A 17,874-nucleotide genomic window follows, 5' to 3' on the forward strand; every position below is an offset into this window, starting at 1 on the left:
GACAGAGAGCTGACACCATGAGTTTCCTCGAATACGCCCCGGCTCCCGAGTCGCGGTCGATCCTGACCCTGCGCGACGAGTACGGCCTGTTCATCGACGGCGAGTTCGTCGCGGGCCACGGCACGCCGTTCCAGACCATCTCCCCCGCGACGGAGGAGCGGCTGGCGACCATCGCGACCGCGGACGCCTCCGACGTCGACACCGCCGTCGCAGCGGCCCGCCGCGCCTACGACCGGGTCTGGTCGCGGATGAGCGGCTCCGACCGCGGCAAGTACCTGTTCCGCATCGCCCGCCTCGTCCAGGAGCGGTCGCGCGAGCTGGCCGTCGCCGAGAGCCTCGACAACGGCAAGCCGATCAAGGAGAGCCGGGATGTGGACGTCCCGCTCGTCGCCGCCTGGTTCTTCTACTACGCGGGATGGGCCGACAAGCTGGAGCACGCCGGCCTCGGCCCGGCTCCGCGCGCCCTCGGTGTCGCCGCCCAGGTCATCCCGTGGAACTTCCCGCTGCTCATGCTCGCGTGGAAGATCGCGCCGGCGCTCGCCGCGGGCAACACCGTCGTGCTGAAGCCGGCCGAGACCACCCCGCTCACGGCGCTGCTGTTCGCCGAGATCGTGCAGCAGGCCGACCTGCCGGCCGGTGTCGTCAACATCGTCACCGGCGCGGGTGAGACCGGCCGCGAGCTGGTCGCGCACCCCGACGTGAACAAGGTCGCCTTCACCGGCTCGACCGCGGTCGGCCGCGAGATCGCGCGCAGCGTCGCCGGCACGCAGAAGAAGCTGACCCTGGAGCTCGGCGGCAAGGCGGCGAACATCGTCTTCGACGACGCGCCCATCGACCAGGCGATCGAGGGCATCGTCAACGGCATCTTCTTCAACCAGGGCCATGTCTGCTGCGCGGGCAGCCGTCTGCTGGTGCAGGAGAGCATCCACGACGAGGTCGTCGACCGGCTCAAGCGCCGGCTGTCGACGCTGCGCCTGGGCGACCCGCTCGACAAGAACACGGACATCGGCGCGATCAACAGCGCCGAGCAGCTGCAGCGCATCCGCGAGCTCTCCGACATCGGTGAGGCGGAGGGCGCCGAGCGCTGGACCGCCGACTGCGCCATCCCGGAGAACGGGTTCTGGTTCGCTCCGACGATCTTCGACAACGTGTCGACGAGCCACCGCATCGCCCGCGAGGAGGTGTTCGGCCCGGTGCTGTCGGTCCTGACCTTCCGCACTCCCGCCGAGGCGATCGCCAAGGCGAACAACACACCGTACGGACTGTCGGCCGGCATCTGGTCGGACAAGGGCAGCCGCATCCTCGCCGTCGCCGACAAGCTCCGAGCGGGCGTCGTCTGGGCGAACACGTTCAACCGCTTCGACCCGGCCAGCCCGTTCGGCGGCTACAAGGAGTCCGGTTACGGCCGCGAGGGCGGACGCCACGGTCTGGGCGCCTACCTGGTGCCCGGCCGGTCCATCCCCGCCGCCGGCTCGCTCTCGTCGCGCATCCCCTCCGTCCGCCCGGCCCGCAAGGGAGTCACCAAATGAGCCGCCTGGCCGTCCCCAAGACCTACAAGCTCTACATCGGCGGCAAGTTCCCGCGCAGCGAGTCCGGCCGCACCTACGAGGTCGTGTCGGCGAAGGGCGCCTTCCTCGCGAACGCCGCCAAGGCGTCCCGCAAGGATGCGCGGGACGCGGTCGTCGCGGCCCGCGCGGCGGTGTCCGGCTGGTCCGGCGCGACCGCATACAACCGCGGCCAGGTGCTGTACCGCATCGCGGAACTGCTGGAGGGGCGCCGGGCGCAGTTCGTCGACGAGATCCAGAAGGCGGAGGGCGTCTCGGCCGCAGCCGCGACTGCACAGGTGGACGAGGCGATCGACCGCTGGGTCTGGTACGCGGGATGGGCGGACAAGTTCGCGCAGGTCGCGGGCAACGCCAACCCCGTCGCCGGCCCGTACTTCAACATCTCGGTGCCCGAGCCGACCGGCGTCGTCGCCATCGTCGCGCCGCAGGACTCGAGCCTGGTCGGGTTCGTCAGCGCCGTGGCGCCGGCGCTGGTCGCGGGCAACACGGTCGTCGTGATCGCGAGCGAGCGCTTCCCGCTGTCGGCGATCAGCCTCAGCGAGGTGCTCGCGACGAGCGACGTGCCGGGCGGTGTGGTCAACATCCTCACCGGCTCGCCGGCCGAGATCGCGCCGTGGCTCGCCTCCCACGCCGACGTCAACGCGCTCGACCTGGTCGGCGCTGGCGACCTCGACTGGGTGGACCTGCAGGTCGCCGCCGCCGAGACCCTGAAGCGGGTGCTGACGCCCGAGAACGGACCGGACGCCGCGGCGCCCTCCCTCGACCGCATCGCATTCTTCACCGAGACGAAGACGGTCTGGCACACGAAGTCGCTGCTCTAGCCCTCGCCCCCGCCCCCTGCCCCCCCGCCGCCCCCGCCCCCCTCGATCGCTGAGGTGCACCTTGTTGCGCCCGACACGCCGTGCAGCTGCGCAACAACGTGCACCTCGGCGAGATGGGGAGGGATGCGGGGCGAGCTCCGGGCTCCAGGGGGCGACCGCGGGGTTCGCTCGCGCGACTCCCGCCGGAGCCTGGTCGGTCCGCTGAGCCGACACCACCGTCGGAGATCCGTCGCCGTGCGTCGGAGATCGCCGCGAATCCGGCCTCGATATCCGTCGCAGAGCGCTGTGACGGAGATTTCGGACCGGTTCTCCGACGCAAGGCCCGACGGCTCCCGCCGCCGCGCCCGCCCCTGCCGTTCCTTCCCCTCCGTGCGGTTGTGGGGGAGGATGGGGGTGACGAGGGAGGCTGAGGATGGCGGACGAGTGGAGACCGGAGCGCGGTGACCTGGCCCTCGTCGGAGACAGCCTCACGCAGAACGGCGACTGGGATGCGCTCCTCCCCGGCGAGACGGTCCGCAACTTCGGCATGGCCGGCGACACCACCGACGACGTCATCGCCCGCCTCGGCGAGGTGATGGATGCGCGGCCCGCCACGATCGCCCTCCTCATCGGCACCAACGACCTGGCCTGGCGGCGGTCGGTGGAGCACGTCGTGCGGAACATCGAGACCATGCTGGTGACGCTCCGCAAAGAGCTGCCGGACACGCGCATCCTGGCCCAGTCGGTGATGCCGCGCGGCCGCGAGTTCGCCGACCAGATCCGCGACATCAACCGCCACCTGTGGCAGTTCGCGCCGAGTGCGCACGCGGGGTGGCTCGACCTCTGGCCGGCGCTGGCGCTGGAAGACGGCGAACTCAACCCGGTCTACACCGAGGACCGCCTGCACCTGAACGCCGAGGGCTACCGCGCCTGGGCCGCCGAGCTCGCCCCAGCCCTCGAGCGCATCCGCGAACTCCCCCCGAACAGCCGCGCGATCACCCTCCCCGACCTCGGCGGCGCCGCCTAGCCCTCTGCGCCCCTCCGCCCCCACCGTCGAGTACACGAAAAGTGCACGCGACGCGCCGCTGGAGCGTGCACTTTTCGTGTACTCGACGGAGGGCGGAGACCCGGGGAGACCGGAGACCGGAGACCGGAGACGGGAGGCGGGTCAGGAGTGGCGGAGGAGGTGCGCGTAGACGTCGATTCCGCGCAGCCAGGTGGCGACGTGGATGCGCTCGTCGCGCGCGTGCAGCGCGGCGCGCTCGTCGGCGCTCAGCTCGAACGGGGTGAACCGGTACACCGCATCGCAGAGGCCGGTGAAGTGGCGGCTGTCGCTCGCCCCGAGCATGACGTAGGGCGTGACGACCGCCCGCGGGTGCACCGCCCCGATGGATGCGGCCAGCCGCTCCCACTGCGGCCCCTCGCAGGGCGAGACGGGTGACGGCTCGCTGGCGTCGAGTGCCTCGACCCGCACGGAGTCGTCGCGGATCGCCCGGCGCAGGTGCTCCAGCGTCTCGGCGACCGACGAGCCGACCGCGATGCGCGTGTTCACGATCGCCTCCGCCGTCTCCGGCAGGGCGTTCGCCGCGAGGCTGCCGCGCAGCTGCGTCACGGCCGTCGTCGTGCGCACGATGGCGCGCGTCTCGTCGCTGAGCCGGCCGAAGACAGCGACGAGCAGCGGACGCAGCCGCCGCGCGCGCGTGAACACCGCGCGCAGCGGCCCGCGGGCGTGGGCGCCCAGCGTCTCCACCATCCGCAGGTCCGTCTCGCTGAGCCGCGCGGGGAAGGGGCGGTCCGCGATGCGCGTGATGGCCCGCGCCAGGCGCACGGTCGCGGTGATCCGCGGGGGAGTGGAGGCGTGGCCGCCGTCCTGCTCCACGACCAGCCGGACGCTCGTGATGCCCTTCTCGCTGACGCCGACGACTGCGATGGGTGCGCTGACGCCGGGGAAGATGCGCTCGACCACCGCTCCGCCCTCGTCCAGCACGAGCGCCGGGCGGATGCCGCGGCCCCGCAGCACGTCGGCGATCGCCCGGGCGCCGGACCCGACGGTCTCCTCGTCGTGCCCGAGGCTCAGGTAGACATCGCTCTCCGGCTGGAAGCCCTCCGCGACCAGCCCGTCGACCGCCTCGAGGACGGCGGCCAGCGCCCCCTTGTCGTCGATCGTCCCGCGGCCCCACAGCAGGCGCTCCTCGCCGTCACCGGTGACCTCCGCTTCGAACGGTGGATGCGTCCATCCCTCGTCGGTCGCGGGCACCACGTCGTAGTGGGCCATCAGGACGGTCGGGGCCCCGTCGCCGCGGCCGCGCCAGCGGTAGAGCAGCGAGTGCCCGTGACGCTCCCGCTCGAGGGTCGCGTGGAGCGCGGGGTAGAGCCGGGGGAGGGTGCCGATGAAGTGCTCGAACGCATCCCAGTCGGTCTCCTCGACGGCGTTCCTGGACATCGTGGGGATGCGCACCAGCGTCCGGAACCGCTCCAGCGCCTCCTCGGGCCGGTCGGTCGCCCCGGCCCGCTCGCCGGCCGTCACTCGGCGGCCGTCACTCGCCGGCCGCCGCGCGGAAGGCGGCCAGCGCGTCGTCGTTGAACAGCACGAAGCGCACGTGCTCGACCGACCCGACACCTGACGAAAGCACGGCGCGCACGGTGCTGACGGCGATCCGGGCGGCGTCGTCGAGGGGCCAGCCGTACACGCCGGCCGAGATCGCGGGGAACGCCATCGTACGAGCACCCAGCTCGCGCGCCACGCGCACCGACGAGCGGTAGGCGTTCTGCAGGAGCGGCGTGCGGTCCTCGGTCGCCGACCACACCGGACCGACCGTGTGGATGACCCAGGTCGCGGGCAGGTCGCCGGCGGTCGTGGCGACGGCCTGGCCGGTGGGGAGCCCGTCCGGCAGCGTGGTCGCCCGCAGCTCGCGTGCCGCTTCGAGGATGGCCGGCCCGCCACGACGGTGGATGGCGCCGTCGACCCCTCCGCCGCCGAGCAGGGAGGAGTTGGCCGCGTTCACGATCGCATCGACCTGCTCGTCGGTGATGTCGCCGCGGACGATGGTGATCAGTTCTTCTCCGGTCACGATCGTCCTCAGCCCCGGTTGTTGGAGAGCTCGTACACCTTGAGCAGCTCGGCGATCGCGTCGTCGCGTGCGCTGCCGCCCTCCTCGAACATCTCGGAGACGTGGGTCTTCAGATGGTTCTCGACGAGCAGCTTGTTGAGCGAGCCGAGCGACTTCTGGATGGCGAGGGACTGGGTGAGGATGTCGACGCAGTAGTCCTCGTTCTCGATCATCTTCTCGAGCCCCCGGAGCTGGCCCTCCAGGATGCGCGTCCGATGCAGCGCGCGCTTCTTGATGTCTGCGATCACCTCCCCAGGATAGGCCCGCCGGGCGGATACCCCGAGGGGGTAGGTGCCGCGCCGGCGTTTGCGCACAATGGGAGCGGGTCGGAGGCGTACGCCGACAGTCCTCCCCCCTAATGGGGGGGTGGGGGTGGACATACCGCTGGGTCTATCCTCCAGGGAGGGGTTGAGAAATATTCGTTTAACAGGAAAGGCCCGACTTTGCTGAAGAACCTCAGCCCGCTGCTGTCCGGCGCGCTCCTGAGCGCGCTCGACGCCATGAGAGATGGCGAGACGCTGACCCTCGTGGGCAGCGGCTACCCGGAAGATCAGATCACCGCACCCGTCATCCACCTGGGTGACGACGTCACGACAGAGGCCGCCGCCGAGGCGATCCTCTCCGTGTTCCCGCTCGATCAGGACGACGCGTCGCCCATCGTGTTCCTCGACCTCGCCGACGAACCCTACGACGTACCCGACGTCGCGTTCGCGGTGAACGGGATCGCGTCCGACGCCGAACTCCGTCGAGTCCCCATGACCCGACTCGAGCTCGAGCCTTTCCTCGAGCTCGCCCGCGATTCCGCCGTCACCGTCCGTGTCGGCTCCGACGCGCCGCCGTGCGCGTTCCTGCTCCGCCGGGGAGTGCTGTAACCCGCAGCCTCCCCACCACTCACACAGCACCCTGCACCACAACGTCGCCCGTCCGGCCGGAGAGTGAGGTCTCCGTCACCGGGCGGGCGCACCACGTAGAGTGGTCCTTCGTGTCGAGACCACACACCCCGCAGCAGCCCGCCTTCAACCGTGCCGCTCTTGCGCCCGGCCTCCTCGGGGCGATCGTGCTGCTGGCCGGTCTCGCACTGGTCGGCGGCGAGTGGTACCTCTACGTGCGGTACGCGGTCAGCATCCTCGCGCTCATCCTCTGCGTGTTCGCCGGACAGGCGAAGCAGTGGTGGTGGCTGGCCGGACTCATCCCCGTGGCGGTCGTCTGGAACCCGGTCTGGCCGCTGCCGCTGAGCGACGCAGCGGTGCAGGGGCTCTCGCTCGCCGGCGTCGTGGTGTTCGTCGCCGCGGCGGTCACCATCAAGATCCCCGCCGACACTCGTCGCTGAACGGCTTCGCAGCCGGTAGAATGGGTGCTGCGCGGCCATCTCGTGCCGCGCTCCCGGCGTCACCCGCGTGAGCCCGGTCCACTCGGTACCGGTCCTCCCGCCTCCGCCGGCCTCATGACCACACGGCGTCGCGTCCTCCGGCAGCGCGCGACGCCTCCTCTGGAGGACCATGTCTCGTTCCGGTCAGCGCACCAGCCCGACCAGGCCGCAGCAGCGGAAGAACCGGCACGCCAACAACGACGGGCTGATCCCCGTGCTCGCGCGCAAGGTGCGCGAGGTGGAGGCGAAGGCCGCCGACGGCAAGAAGCTCGGCCCGACGAACCGCACCAAGTTCCAGGTCATCGCCTTCCTCATGCGCGAGGAGCGCGCCCGGGCGAAGTCCGACCCCGACCTGAGCGACGCCGCCCGAGCCGAGCAGCTGAAGCGCCTCGACGGCATCGCGACCATCCTGGCCAAGACGGCCGCTCGCGACACGTCGCTCATCTCGCTGCTCGAGAGCGAGTCGCCGTCGAGCGCCACCGCCCAGAAGATGCGCCGGGACTGGCTGCTCGAGTCGGGCACGGAGCTGTCGCCGGACGACCTGATCATCACGATCGAGCGTCCCGTCGCCAAGCAGGACAGCGTCATCCCGCCGGAGCTCGCCGAGAAGCAGGTCGTGCCCCCGTCGGTGAAGGCGCGGCAGCTGTCCAACCCGTTCCTCGCCCCCGACCTCTCCCGGTTGACGCCCGCGGCGCCCACGCCGCGCCGCCGCCTCGACTCGTGGGAGCTGCTCGGTCCGTTGTTCAAGTCGTTCGAGTACGGCGCGGGCGGCCAGGCGGCCAGCATGGAACTCCCTCCCGCACCGCTGATCGACCGCTACTCGCCGCACGACCTGGAGCTGATGCACCACCAGTCGCGCTTCATCGAGAGCGTCCGGCTGGGGCACCGCAGCTTCCTGCTGGCCGACGAGCCGGGTCTCGGCAAGACCGCTCAGTCGGTGCTCGCCGCCTCCGTCGCCGGCGCGTATCCGCTCCTCGCCGTGGTTCCCAACGTCGTCAAGATGAACTGGGCGCGGGAGGTCGAGCGGTGGACGCCGATGCGTCGCGCCACCGTCATCCACGGCGACGGGGAGGGCCTCGACGCCTTCGCCGACGTCGTGATCGTCAACTACGAGGTGCTGGACCGCCACCTCTCGTGGCTGAGCACACTCGGCTTCAAGGGCATGGTCGTCGACGAGGCGCATTTCATCAAGAACCTGCACTCGCAGCGGTCGCGGCTCGTGCTCGGACTGGCGGACGCCATCCGGCAGGCCACGCCCGATCCCCTGATGGTCGCGCTCACCGGTACGCCGCTGATCAACGACATCGACGACTTCAAGGCGATCTGGCAGTTCCTCGGCTGGATCGACGGAAACAAGCCGACCGCGCAGCTGATGGAGCACCTGGAGGAGACGGGGCTCACCCCGGCCGACTTCGGCTTCTACGCGGCCGCCCGTGAGGCGGTCATCGACATGGGCATCGTGCGTCGCCGCAAGATCGACGTCGCCGCCGATCTGCCGAGCCGTCGCGTCGTCGACTTGCCGGTCGAGCTCGACGACGAGCTGGGCCGCTCCGTCCGTCAGGCCGAGAAGGAGCTGGCCGCCCGCCTCGTCGCCCGGTACCACCGCGCCGCCGCGGCCGGTCGTCCGGACTCCTTCGACGGGGACGACGAGGCTCACCGCCGCCACCTCATCCGCCTGGTCGCCCAGTCGGAGCTCGAGGAGGCGAAGTCGGCCAAGACCGGCGACAACGTCTTCACCATGGTCCGCAAGATCGGCCAGGCGAAGGCGGGGCTCGCCTCCGACTACACCGCGCAGCTGGCGCGCTCGGTCGGCAAGGTCGTGTTCTTCGCGAAGCACATCGACGTGATGGATGCGGCGGAGGAGGCCTTCGCCGCCCGCGACCTGAAGACGATCTCGATCCGCGGCGACCAGTCCGCTCTCGCCCGACAGAAGGAGATCGACGCCTTCAACAACGATCCCGACGTGGCGGTCGCGGTGTGCTCGCTGACCGCGGCGGGCGTCGGCCTCAACCTGCAGGCCGCATCCAACGTCGTCCTCGCGGAGCTGTCGTGGACGGCGGCCGAGCAGACGCAGGCGATCGACCGCGTGCACCGCATCGGTCAGGAGGAGCCGGTCACCGCCTGGCGGATCATCGCGGCGCAGACGATCGACGCCAAGATCGCCGAGCTGATCGACGCCAAGCAGGGGCTCGCGGCGCGCGCCCTCGACGGCAGCGACGTCGAGCTCGGCTCGGCCGACTCGGTGCAGCTGGACGCGCTGATCACGCTGCTGGAGGACGCGCTGGACTAGCGGTCGCCCGTCGTGGTCGCTCGTCGGGTCGCCCGTCGTGGTCGCGGCTCAGGCGATCTCGGCATCGTCCGGGTCGAGCGGCACCGGGCGGTCGTCGTCCGGGAGCAGCTCGTCGTCCTCGTCGTCGACGACGGGCAGGTCTTCGGGGTCGTGCACCACCGGCTCCGGCTCGTAGTCGGTCTCCTGCGCCTCGCGGAAGTCGTCGAGGTCCTCGTCGTCTCTCGGGTCGCTCATGCCCCGAGGGTACCGCCGGTGGGGCCGCTCAGGAAGGCCGGTCTCCGTCGACCTCGAAGACGAAGAACGGACCGCGCTCGTCGTGCTCGATGCGGGCGCGCCCGCCGAACCCCGCGAAGTCCTCCGTGCCCGTCCCCGGCACGATGTAACCGAACGCCGACGCGTCCGAGGGATGCTGCAGCGCGCCGTGGTGGACCGTCACCGAGCCGGTCCTCCCGTCGTCGAGGCGTCCGCTGATCCGCTCGGCGGCGAGGTACCCGCGGCCGCCCTCCTCGGTGCCCGAGGAGACGAAGTGCGCCACCGACTCGCCGACGAGACCCTCGGTGTAGGTCTTGCGCATGACGACGGCTCCGAGCCAGTCGGCCGGGTCGCCGCCGAGTCCCAGCCCCGGGAGGTCTGCGGGCTCCCATCCGGTCACGTCGAAGCGGGCGATGATGGTCTCTGCTGTCATGCGTTCACCGTAGACCGGGCGCAGGCGGCCATCTTGTAATTTCGCGACAGAGGAAATCTGGGCTAGACAGGGGATATGCCCCATCACTCCCAGGTCGAGATCGAGCGCAAGTACGATGTGGACGCTGAGGCGCAGCACCCCCAGCTCGTCGGCGTCGGCGCGGTCGCCGTCCAGGGCGAGCCCGAGCGGCATGAGCTGGTCGCCACCTACTTCGACACGGCCGATCTGACCCTGGCCCAGCACCGCACGGCCGTGCGGGTGCGCCGCGGCGGCCACGACGCCGGGTGGCACGTCAAGCTGCCGGCGGACGAGGGCCGCACCGAACTGCACTGGCCGCTGACCGACGGCGACGAGCCGCCCGCCGAACTGCGCGAGCAGCTGCGCGAGTTCATCGGCGACCAGCCGCTCCAGCCGATCGCCCGGGTGACCAACCAGCGCGACAGCGTCCTGCTTCAGGATGCGGCCGGTTTCGAACTCGCCGAGCTGACCGACGACCACGTGCGCAGCGAGAACCTGCGCTCGGGAGGCACGCAGGAGTGGCGCGAGTGGGAGGTGGAGCTGCTCGCCGGGGCGCCGGACACGCGGGAACGCCGCACAGCCTTGCTCGAAGAGATCGAAGAGCGCCTGCTCGCCGCCGGGGCGCGTCCGTCCGCCAGCACGTCGAAGCTGCAGCGGGCGCTCGGGCTCTGATCCGCCTACCACTGCACGCGGCTCCTCGTCCAGTGCGATTTTGTGCAGCCCGGTCGGGGCGGGCATGATTCAAGCACGCACGAGAAACGGAGCAGCATGAAGATCGGCATCCTCACCAGCGGCGGCGACTGCCCGGGGCTGAACGCGGTCATCCGCGGCGCGGTCCTGAAGGGCGACCGCGTGTACCGCTCCGAGTTCGCCGGTTTCCGTTACGGCTGGCGCGGCGTGGTCGACGGCGACATCATGCCGCTCGACCGCCACAGCGTCCGCGGGCTGTCCCGCCAGGGCGGCACGATCCTCGGCTCCAGCCGCACCAACCCGTTCGAGGGAGACAAGGGCGGCCCGGAGAACATCCAGCGGATGATGGACGAGAACGGCATCGACGCGATCATCGCCATCGGCGGCGAGGGCACCCTGACCGCTGCACGCCGTCTCACCGACGCCGGCCTCAAGATCGTCGGCGTCCCGAAGACCATCGACAACGACCTGGCCGCCACCGACTACTCGTTCGGCTTCGACACCGCCGTGGAGATCGCGACCGAGGCGATCGACCGCCTGCGCACGACCGCCGAGTCGCACCAGCGCTGCATGGTCGTCGAGGTCATGGGCCGCCACGTCGGCTGGATCGCCCTGCACTCGGGCATGGCGGGAGGCGCGCACGCCATCCTCATCCCGGAGCAGCCGCAGTCGATCGAGCAGATCTGCGAGTGGGTGGAGTCGGTCCGCGACCGCGGCCGTGCTCCGGTCATCGTGGTGTCGGAGGGCTTCCACCTCGACACGATGGAGGAGGCGCACTCCCACAAGGGACTCGACGCGTTCAACCGTCCCCGCCTCGGCGGCATCGGCGAGATGCTCGCCCCGATGATCGAGGAGCGCACCGGCATCGAGTCGCGCGCGACCGTCCTCGGTCACATGCAGCGCGGCGGTGTGCCCAGCGCCTACGATCGTGTGCTCGCCACGCGTCTCGGCATGGCGGCCGTGGATGCGGTCTACGAGGGTCGCTGGGGCTCGATGGTGTCGCTGCGCGGCACCGACGTCGTCAACGTATCGATCGCCGACGCGACCGGCGGGCTCAAGACGGTTCCGGACGCTCGCTACGAGGAGGCGGCGCTGCTCTTCGGCTGAGCGCTGCTCCGGCCGGCTGCCGCTCCGGTTCCGCTCCGCCGCTGCTTCCGGTCGGCTGAGCGTCCGGCGCACTCCGTGCCTTTCGGTGGCCGGCGGGTCTAGGCTCCCTCCTGATAGAGGGAAGGAGCCCGTCCGTGCCGCGTTTCGTCCAGTTCGAGGAGTTCGGCTCCCGCGACTACCTGCAGGTCGTCGAGCGGGAGAAGCCCTGGCCGGGCCCGGGGCAGATCCTGGTCCGCGTGATGGCGGCCGGGCTGAACCCGATGGACTACAAGGCGTATCGGGACGAGCGGGCGGCCGCCCGGAGCGGCGTCACGCTGCCGAGCGGGATCGGCTCGGACTTCTCCGGCTTCGTCGAGGAGCTCGGCGAGGGCGTGACGCGGTTCGAGCTCGGCCAGGCGGTGCTGGGCACCGCTCCGTTCGCCGCGATCGCCGACTTCGTCGTGGTCCCCGAGGACGGCCAGGTGATCGTGAAGCCGGACGCGCTGACCTTCGAGGTCGCCGGGTCGCTCGGCGTCGTGGGCCGGACGGCCATGGCGAGCGTCCGATCCCTCGACCTGCACGAGCGTGACACGGTGCTCGTCAGCGCCGCGGCGGGCGGGGTCGGCGTGCTGGCCGCGCAGCTCGCCGTGCGGGCGGGCGCGACCGTCATCGGCACGGCGAGCGAGGAGAACCACGAGTACCTGGAGTCCCTCGGCGTCATCCCGGTCGCGTACGGCGAAGGCCTCGCGGACCGCGTGCGCGACGTGCTCGACGACGACCGGGTCACGGCCGTGCTCGACAATCACGGACCGGACACCATCGAGGCCGCGCTGGAGCTGGGCGTGCCGATGGAGCGGGTGAACTCGATCGCCGTCTTCGGGCCGGCCGCCCACGGCGCGCAGAACGTCGGAGGGCATTCCGCAGGCAACGACGAGCTGGCCGAACTCGCCGACCTGCTGGCGGAGAACGAGCTGGTGCTGCCCATCGACTCCATCTACCCGATCGAGCGGACGGCCGAGGCGTTCGGGCGACTGGAGGGCGGCCACGTGCGCGGCAAGGTCGTCGTCGTCACCGACTGAAGCCCGGCTGGCGCACCCGGCCGACGAGAGGAGCATCCATGATCGACGAGGACATCGCCCGCCAGCTGAGGACCGCGGGGCTGCGCTGGCAGCCGGCGTCGGGGGACACCTTCGCCATCGACCGCCCGGGGATGGACGGGGAGCGGTTCACGGTCAGCGAGATGACCATCGAGCCGCACCACTTCGACACCGGCACGATCCTCGGCTTCAACGGCACCACGGAGTGGGCGCTCGACTCCCTCGCCGTCGAGGACGCGCTGTGGATCCCGCGGGAGGACCAGCTGCGCGAGCTGCTCGGCGGCAGCTTCCGGCACCTCGCCCGGACCCCGGACGGCTACCGGGTGACCGTGTTCTTCGGCGAGCAGGAGCGGATGTTCGAGCACGACGACGCGGCGACGGCCTACGCGCAGGCGCTGCTCTCGCTGATCGGGGCGTCGGTCTCGTAGCGGCTCAGCGGCCGCGAGCGAGAACGGACGGTGCGAGCACCGACGGGTCGAGGTCGGCGACGCGGCGGACGCCCGCGAGCCCGAGGGTGATGTCGAGCTCGGCGATCGTGTTGCGCAGCAGTTCGCGCACACCCTCCTCGCCCGCGAGCGCGAGCGCGTAGACGTACGGCCGTCCGATCGCCACGGCCGCCGCACCGAGGGCGAGGGCGACCAGTGCATCCGGCCCGCCGCGGATGCCGCTGTCGAAGAGCACAGGGACGCGCCCGGCGACGGCGTCGACCACGCCGGGGAGCGCATCCAGCGCCCCGACCTCTCCGTCGATCTGGCGACCGCCGTGCGTGGAGACCTGCACGGCGTCCACCCCGGCATCCACGGCCCGTCGGGCGTCGTCGGGATGGAGCACGCCCTTCAGCACGATCGGCAGGCGTGTGCGCCCGCGCAGGAAGGCGAGGTCGTCCCAGGTCAGGGACGGGTCGGCGAACACGTCGAGGAACGTCTCGACCGCGGCGAGCGGCTCGCCCGAGCGCAGCTTCTCGCGCAGCGGTCCCGGGTGGTGGCGCAGGATGCTCGCGAAGGACGCGACCGCAGCGAGGGTGGGCGCGGTGGCCCGCCGGGCCTCGCCGTCGCGCTCGGTCGTGCGCGTCCGCCCTGCCCGCTCCCGGACCAGCTCCCGGAACACCGGATCGCTCGTGTATTGCGCGATACCGAGCCCGCGGCTGAACGGCAGGTAGCCGCGCACCAGATCCCGTGGCCTCCAGCCGAGCACGTGCGTGTCCAGGGTCACGACGATCGCCTCGCAGCCGGCGCGCTCCGCCCGCTCCACCAGGCTGGCGACGAGCTCGCGCGACGAGCTCCAGTACAGCTGGAACCAGCGCGACGCCCCGGGAGCCGCCGCATCCATCGCCGCCGCCACCTCCTCCATCGGCTGCGACGCCTGCGTGGACAGCACGGCCGTTACGCCGAGGCGTGCTGCGGCGCGGGCCGCGGCGGCATCCCCGCCGCGCCGGGCGAGCTCCAGCACGCCGATCGGAGCGAGCAGCAGGGGACTGGGACGGCGCACCCCGAACAGCTCCACCGAGAGGTCCCGCGACGACACGTCCCGCAGCACCCGGGGCACGATGCGGCGCTGCCGGAACGCGTCCAGGTCGGCGTCCGCCGTGCGCTCCAGCCCGGCGGACCCGGCGACGTAGGCGAACGCCGCACGGCTCATCCGGCGCTGCGCCGCCCGCTCCAGCTGCGGGAAGCCGACCGGGATGCGGGGGCGTCGCCCCGCGACACCGGCGCGGTAGATCTCGGACTGGGCGTCGCGTCCGGCGCTTGCGGTCATGCCCCCATCATGCTCCCCGGGACGGCCCGTTCACGCGCAGTCCGCGTCCTCGTCGGTCTCGTCGATCTCGTCGATGTAACGGTAGACGGCGCGTTCCGGCCAGGCGTCCCCGTCGACGAGCAGGAAGAGCTCCCAGATGCGGCGCCCGTTCGACCACGCCGGGTTCCGCAGCGCGGCGGGCGGCGAGCAGGAGTCCATGGGGAGCGCGAGCACGACATCCGCTCGACGGTACCGCTGGATCACCGCTTCGAACGTGCGCGTGCCGGCCATGGCTGAACGATAGGCACGCAGTCCACGACACTGATAGGCACTCGGCTCCGCACAACGACTCGATCCCGTGCCGCGAGCTTCCGGGACCGCCGCCCGCTAGCGGCGGCGCGGGCGCTTGCGCGCCGCGGGCGTCGCCGTGCGCGCCCGTGCGGGGGTCTTCCGGGTGCCGCCGGCCGCCTCGCGCGCCGCCACCTCGGGATTGCGCGAGCTGTGGGCGGTGCGCCCGCGCACGATGCCGATGAACTCGTCGACCAGGGGATGCTGCCGCTCGCGCGGCCAGGTCAGGCCGATGCGGCTCTGCGCGGCGTCCGCGACGCGGAGCGCGACCACGTCGCGCCGCCGCAGCGCCTTCGCCACCGAGGCGGGCAGGAGGGCGACGCCGCCGCCGGCGGCGACGCTGCGCATGAGCGCCTCCGACGGCTCGCCCTCGACGCGCGGCTCGTCGGCGAGGTCGGCCAGGTGCACGTCCCCCTCCTCGAGCGTGAGCAGGTGCTCGTGGTGCACGACCACCACCACGTCCTCCGCGTACAGCGGGATCAGGTGCCGCTCGTCGTCCGGCTCCGCATCGCGCGCGAAGACCATGTCGGCCTCCCCGGCCGCGAGGGCCGCCAGCGGGTCGGCGCTCGGCCGGGCCACCAGCTCCACCTGGGGGAAGCGCTGCTCGAAGGTGCGCGTCCACTTGCCCGGGGCGACACCCAGCGGGAAGGCGATGGCGAAACGGGAGGACACGAGTCGAGGGTAGCGAACGGTAGCCTGGGGGACATGAAGGCGCAGACCATGAAAGCGGCCACAGCGGCCAAGAAGCTCGGCATCTACCTGCCGGCGGCGCCCGACGACTTCCGCGACCGCGAGATCAGCCGCACCGAACTGGACGAGCTGATCGCGAACCCGCCGGAGTGGCTGCGCGCCCTCCGTGCGGACGGTCCGCACCCGCGCGACGTGGTCGCGCGGAAGCTCGGCGTCTCCAACTCCGGCCTCGCCCGCGGCGGCGTCACCGAGGCGCTGACCACCGCCGAGATCAAGGCGCTGCTGGAGGACCCGCCGCAGTGGCTCGTCGACGAGCGGGCGACGCAGGCGGCGGTCCGTGCCGAGAACGCGCGGGTCAAGCAGCGCGACGCCGAGCGCGCCGCCCGCCGGGCCGCCGACGGCGACCGGGCTTAGAGACCGGTCGTCTCCGTCCCGTCCGGCGACCGGGTCGCGTTCCGCGCGGCTCGGGCGATCGTCTCCGGTCCGGTGACCAGCGCCCGCCGCCACGGCGCGACGCCGTCGATCTCGACCTGCAGCGAGAAGCTCAGGATGGTGCGGATCAGCACGATGATGCCGAGCACGAACGCGTCGGTCAGCGACGGCGTCGACGTGACGGTCTTCACGAGGTCCGCGGCGACGAGGATCTCCAGGCCCAGCAGGATGACGCCGCCGAAGCTCTCGCGCAGCGTCCGGAACGCCGCCGCCCCGCTCCGCTGACGCACCCAGGCCACGAGCGCGAGTGCGACGGCCACGATCAGACCGACCGCCATCGCGGCCACCCCGACGAACTCGAACACCGTGCCGGTCGCCTCGAAGAAGGGGTGCGCATCCATGCGCTCATCGTGGCACGTAGAATTCACCGGTGCCTCCCGAAACCCCGGCCGTCCCCGGTCTCGATCCCGACGATCTCGCCGTCACCCTCCGCGTCCTGCAGCAGCTGCACGAGCTCGACCAGGAGCATCCCGACTATGTGAGCGTGCGTCGGGCGACCGCGCACATGTTCAAGGCGTCGAAGCAGGCACGGAAGCGCGAGCTCCGGCAACAGGTCGCCGAAGCCGACCGGGCCGTGATCGCGGCCACTGCCACGGGCGCTCCCGACCGCATCGACGACGAGACCCGTGGCCGCGAGCTGACCTCCAGTTCGACCGGATCCCGCACCGCCGGCACCCTGATCACGGCCCGCGCCTGCTACATCTGCAAGCAGCAGTACACCGAGGTCGACTGGTTCTACCACCAGCTGTGCCCGTCCTGCGCGGCCTTCAGCCACCTCAAGCGCAACGCGCGCACCGACCTCACCGGCAAGCGCGCTCTGTTGACCGGCGGACGCGCCAAGATCGGGATGCACATCGCCCTGCGCCTGCTGCGCGACGGCGCCCACCTGACCATCACGACCCGGTTCCCGCGCGACGCCGTGCGGCGGTTCTCGCAGCTGCCCGACGCGGGGCAGTGGATCGACCGGCTCCGCATCGTCGGCATCGACCTGCGCGACCCGTCGCAGGTGATCGCGCTCGCCGACTCGGTCGCGGAGCGCGGCTCCCTCGACATCCTCATCAACAACGCGGCGCAGACGGTGCGCCGCTCGCCCGGCGCCTACTCCCTCCTCGCGGACGCGGAGACCCAGCCGCTGCCGGACGGACCGCTGCCGGAGCTCGAGACGTTCGGCCACACCGCGGACCCGCATCCACTCGCCCTGGAGCGGTCGGTCGCGGCGCATCCACTGCTCTCGGCGGCGGATGTGCGCGGCACCATCGCCGAGCTCGCCGGCCCCGCCGCCCTGACCGCCGACGACCTGGCCACCGCCGCGATGAGCGCCGGCTCGTCGTCGCTCGCCCGGCACGCCGACGGCAGCGCGATCGACGCGGGCGGGCTCGTCCCCGACGTCGCGCACGTCAACAGCTGGACGCAGACCATCGGCGCGATCGACGCGCTGGAGCTGCTCGAAGTGCAGCTGTGCAACCAGACGGCGCCGTTCATCCTGATCGACCGGCTGCGGCCATCGCTCGCGGCGGCCGGGCGCTCCTATATCGTCAATGTGTCCGCGATGGAGGGCGTGTTCGGCCGTCGCTACAAGGGGCCCGGTCACCCGCACACCAACATGTCGAAGGCGGCGCTGAACATGCTCACGCGGACCAGCGCGGGGGAGCTGTTCGAGAGCGACGGCATCCTGATGACGAGTGTCGACACCGGGTGGATCACCGACGAGCGCCCGCACCACACCAAAGTGCGGCTCGCCGAGGAGGGCTTCCACGCACCGCTCGACCTGGTCGACGGAGCCGCGCGGGTCTACGACCCGATCGTCCGCGGCGAGGCGGGCGAGGACGTTCACGGGGTGTTCCTGAAGGACTACCGTGCCTCGGCGTGGTGAGCGCTACTCTGGCGACGGGGACGTGAG

General features: G+C 71.6%; 21 protein-coding genes. 12 read left to right on the plus strand and 9 right to left on the minus strand.

From position 1 onward, the window contains the following. Positions 1 to 17 precede the first annotated feature (17 nt). The 3 genes from ACR9Y5_RS06870 (at position 18) to ACR9Y5_RS06880 (ending at position 3,392) form a co-directional block, all read left to right on the plus strand. Positions 18 to 1,529 carry an aldehyde dehydrogenase family protein gene (locus ACR9Y5_RS06870; protein ID WP_481297265.1) on the plus strand — a complete coding sequence of 504 codons (1,512 nt, stop codon included), beginning with the start codon at positions 18 to 20 and terminating at the stop codon, positions 1,527 to 1,529. Continuing rightward, positions 1,526 to 2,386, plus strand: a complete 861-nt coding sequence (locus tag ACR9Y5_RS06875) for an aldehyde dehydrogenase family protein (protein ID WP_481297266.1) — start codon at positions 1,526 to 1,528, stop codon at positions 2,384 to 2,386. The genes ACR9Y5_RS06870 and ACR9Y5_RS06875 overlap by 4 nt, the downstream gene beginning before the upstream one ends. A 412-nt stretch (positions 2,387 to 2,798) precedes the next feature. Further along, a complete protein-coding gene (locus ACR9Y5_RS06880; RefSeq protein WP_481297267.1) occupies positions 2,799 to 3,392 on the plus strand; it encodes an SGNH/GDSL hydrolase family protein in 594 nt (197 codons plus the stop codon). A 141-nt stretch (positions 3,393 to 3,533) separates the two neighbouring features. On the opposite strand, the gene ACR9Y5_RS06885 is transcribed toward ACR9Y5_RS06880, so the two are convergent. The 3 genes from ACR9Y5_RS06885 to ACR9Y5_RS06895 all read right to left on the minus strand — a co-directional run bounded on the left by ACR9Y5_RS06885 (position 3,534) and on the right by ACR9Y5_RS06895 (position 5,723). Further along, positions 3,534 to 4,808 carry a M20/M25/M40 family metallo-hydrolase gene (locus ACR9Y5_RS06885; RefSeq protein ID WP_481299529.1) on the minus strand — a complete coding sequence of 425 codons (1,275 nt, stop codon included), beginning with the start codon at positions 4,806 to 4,808 and terminating at the stop codon, positions 3,534 to 3,536. A gap of 94 nt (positions 4,809 to 4,902) precedes the next feature. Beyond that, positions 4,903 to 5,436 (minus strand): O-acetyl-ADP-ribose deacetylase, encoded by a 534-nt coding sequence (locus ACR9Y5_RS06890; RefSeq protein ID WP_481297268.1) that lies wholly within the window; start codon positions 5,434 to 5,436, stop codon positions 4,903 to 4,905. A gap of 8 nt (positions 5,437 to 5,444) precedes the next feature. Next, on the minus strand, positions 5,445 to 5,723 hold the full coding sequence (locus ACR9Y5_RS06895; protein WP_310134853.1) for a metal-sensitive transcriptional regulator: 279 nt from the start codon (positions 5,721 to 5,723) through the stop codon (positions 5,445 to 5,447). A gap of 195 nt (positions 5,724 to 5,918) precedes the next feature. Here ACR9Y5_RS06895 and ACR9Y5_RS06900 point away from each other — a divergent pair, with 195 nt between their 5' ends. From ACR9Y5_RS06900 to ACR9Y5_RS06910, 3 genes are all read left to right on the plus strand, one after another. Beyond that, the gene (locus ACR9Y5_RS06900; RefSeq protein ID WP_481297269.1) at positions 5,919 to 6,347 is read left to right on the plus strand and encodes an RbsD/FucU domain-containing protein; all 429 of its coding nucleotides are present in this window, start codon (positions 5,919 to 5,921) and stop codon (positions 6,345 to 6,347) included. A 110-nt stretch (positions 6,348 to 6,457) separates the two neighbouring features. Continuing rightward, positions 6,458 to 6,805, plus strand: a complete 348-nt coding sequence (locus tag ACR9Y5_RS06905; RefSeq protein WP_481297270.1) for a DUF6804 family protein — start codon at positions 6,458 to 6,460, stop codon at positions 6,803 to 6,805. Between the two features lie 169 nt (positions 6,806 to 6,974). After that, complete coding sequence (locus tag ACR9Y5_RS06910; protein ID WP_481297271.1) at positions 6,975 to 9,134, plus strand: DEAD/DEAH box helicase; 2,160 nt, start codon at positions 6,975 to 6,977, stop codon at positions 9,132 to 9,134. Positions 9,135 to 9,182: 48 nt separating this feature from the next. On the opposite strand, the gene ACR9Y5_RS06915 is transcribed toward ACR9Y5_RS06910, so the two are convergent. Together ACR9Y5_RS06915 and ACR9Y5_RS06920 are read right to left on the minus strand one after the other, a co-directional pair. Beyond that, a complete protein-coding gene (locus ACR9Y5_RS06915; RefSeq protein ID WP_481297272.1) occupies positions 9,183 to 9,368 on the minus strand; it encodes a hypothetical protein in 186 nt (61 codons plus the stop codon). A gap of 28 nt (positions 9,369 to 9,396) precedes the next feature. Beyond that, positions 9,397 to 9,819, minus strand: a complete 423-nt coding sequence (locus ACR9Y5_RS06920) for a DUF3224 domain-containing protein (protein WP_481297273.1) — start codon at positions 9,817 to 9,819, stop codon at positions 9,397 to 9,399. Positions 9,820 to 9,894: 75 nt separating this feature from the next. On the opposite strand from ACR9Y5_RS06920, the gene ACR9Y5_RS06925 reads away from it, so the two are divergent. From ACR9Y5_RS06925 to ACR9Y5_RS06940, 4 genes are all read left to right on the plus strand, one after another. Further along, entirely contained in the window at positions 9,895 to 10,509 is a 615-nt protein-coding gene (locus ACR9Y5_RS06925; protein WP_481297274.1) for a CYTH domain-containing protein, read from the plus strand. A 96-nt stretch (positions 10,510 to 10,605) separates the two neighbouring features. Further along, positions 10,606 to 11,634, plus strand: coding sequence for a 6-phosphofructokinase (locus ACR9Y5_RS06930; RefSeq protein WP_481297275.1), 1,029 nt, complete (start codon positions 10,606 to 10,608; stop codon positions 11,632 to 11,634). A gap of 134 nt (positions 11,635 to 11,768) precedes the next feature. After that, positions 11,769 to 12,692 carry an NADP-dependent oxidoreductase gene (locus ACR9Y5_RS06935; RefSeq protein ID WP_481297276.1) on the plus strand — a complete coding sequence of 308 codons (924 nt, stop codon included), beginning with the start codon at positions 11,769 to 11,771 and terminating at the stop codon, positions 12,690 to 12,692. 38 nt (positions 12,693 to 12,730) lie between these two features. Next, the gene (locus ACR9Y5_RS06940) at positions 12,731 to 13,138 is read left to right on the plus strand and encodes a hypothetical protein (RefSeq protein ID WP_481297277.1); all 408 of its coding nucleotides are present in this window, start codon (positions 12,731 to 12,733) and stop codon (positions 13,136 to 13,138) included. Positions 13,139 to 13,142: 4 nt separating this feature from the next. Here ACR9Y5_RS06940 and ACR9Y5_RS06945 read toward each other — a convergent pair whose 3' ends face one another. From ACR9Y5_RS06945 to ACR9Y5_RS06955, 3 genes are all read right to left on the minus strand, one after another. Next, the gene (locus tag ACR9Y5_RS06945) at positions 13,143 to 14,465 is read right to left on the minus strand and encodes an alpha-hydroxy-acid oxidizing protein (RefSeq protein WP_481297278.1); all 1,323 of its coding nucleotides are present in this window, start codon (positions 14,463 to 14,465) and stop codon (positions 13,143 to 13,145) included. Positions 14,466 to 14,495: 30 nt separating this feature from the next. Further along, the gene (locus ACR9Y5_RS06950) at positions 14,496 to 14,735 is read right to left on the minus strand and encodes a hypothetical protein (RefSeq protein WP_481297279.1); all 240 of its coding nucleotides are present in this window, start codon (positions 14,733 to 14,735) and stop codon (positions 14,496 to 14,498) included. A 96-nt stretch (positions 14,736 to 14,831) separates the two neighbouring features. Next, complete coding sequence (locus ACR9Y5_RS06955) at positions 14,832 to 15,464, minus strand: LysR family transcriptional regulator substrate-binding protein (protein WP_481297280.1); 633 nt, start codon at positions 15,462 to 15,464, stop codon at positions 14,832 to 14,834. A gap of 33 nt (positions 15,465 to 15,497) precedes the next feature. Between ACR9Y5_RS06955 and ACR9Y5_RS06960 the strand changes: the two genes are divergently transcribed. Further along, positions 15,498 to 15,896 carry a DUF5997 family protein gene (locus ACR9Y5_RS06960; RefSeq protein WP_481297281.1) on the plus strand — a complete coding sequence of 133 codons (399 nt, stop codon included), beginning with the start codon at positions 15,498 to 15,500 and terminating at the stop codon, positions 15,894 to 15,896. Here the strand turns inward: ACR9Y5_RS06960 and ACR9Y5_RS06965 are convergent. After that, the gene (locus ACR9Y5_RS06965) at positions 15,893 to 16,315 is read right to left on the minus strand and encodes a DUF1622 domain-containing protein (RefSeq protein ID WP_481297282.1); all 423 of its coding nucleotides are present in this window, start codon (positions 16,313 to 16,315) and stop codon (positions 15,893 to 15,895) included. The two genes, ACR9Y5_RS06960 and ACR9Y5_RS06965, sit on opposite strands and share 4 nt — an antisense overlap. Before the next feature lie 29 nt (positions 16,316 to 16,344). On the opposite strand from ACR9Y5_RS06965, the gene ACR9Y5_RS06970 reads away from it, so the two are divergent. Next, positions 16,345 to 17,847, plus strand: a complete 1,503-nt coding sequence (locus ACR9Y5_RS06970) for an SDR family NAD(P)-dependent oxidoreductase (protein WP_481297283.1) — start codon at positions 16,345 to 16,347, stop codon at positions 17,845 to 17,847. Positions 17,848 to 17,874 lie beyond the last annotated feature (27 nt).

It is taken from the genome of Leifsonia sp. KNZ13-11D, from assembly GCF_056754895.1.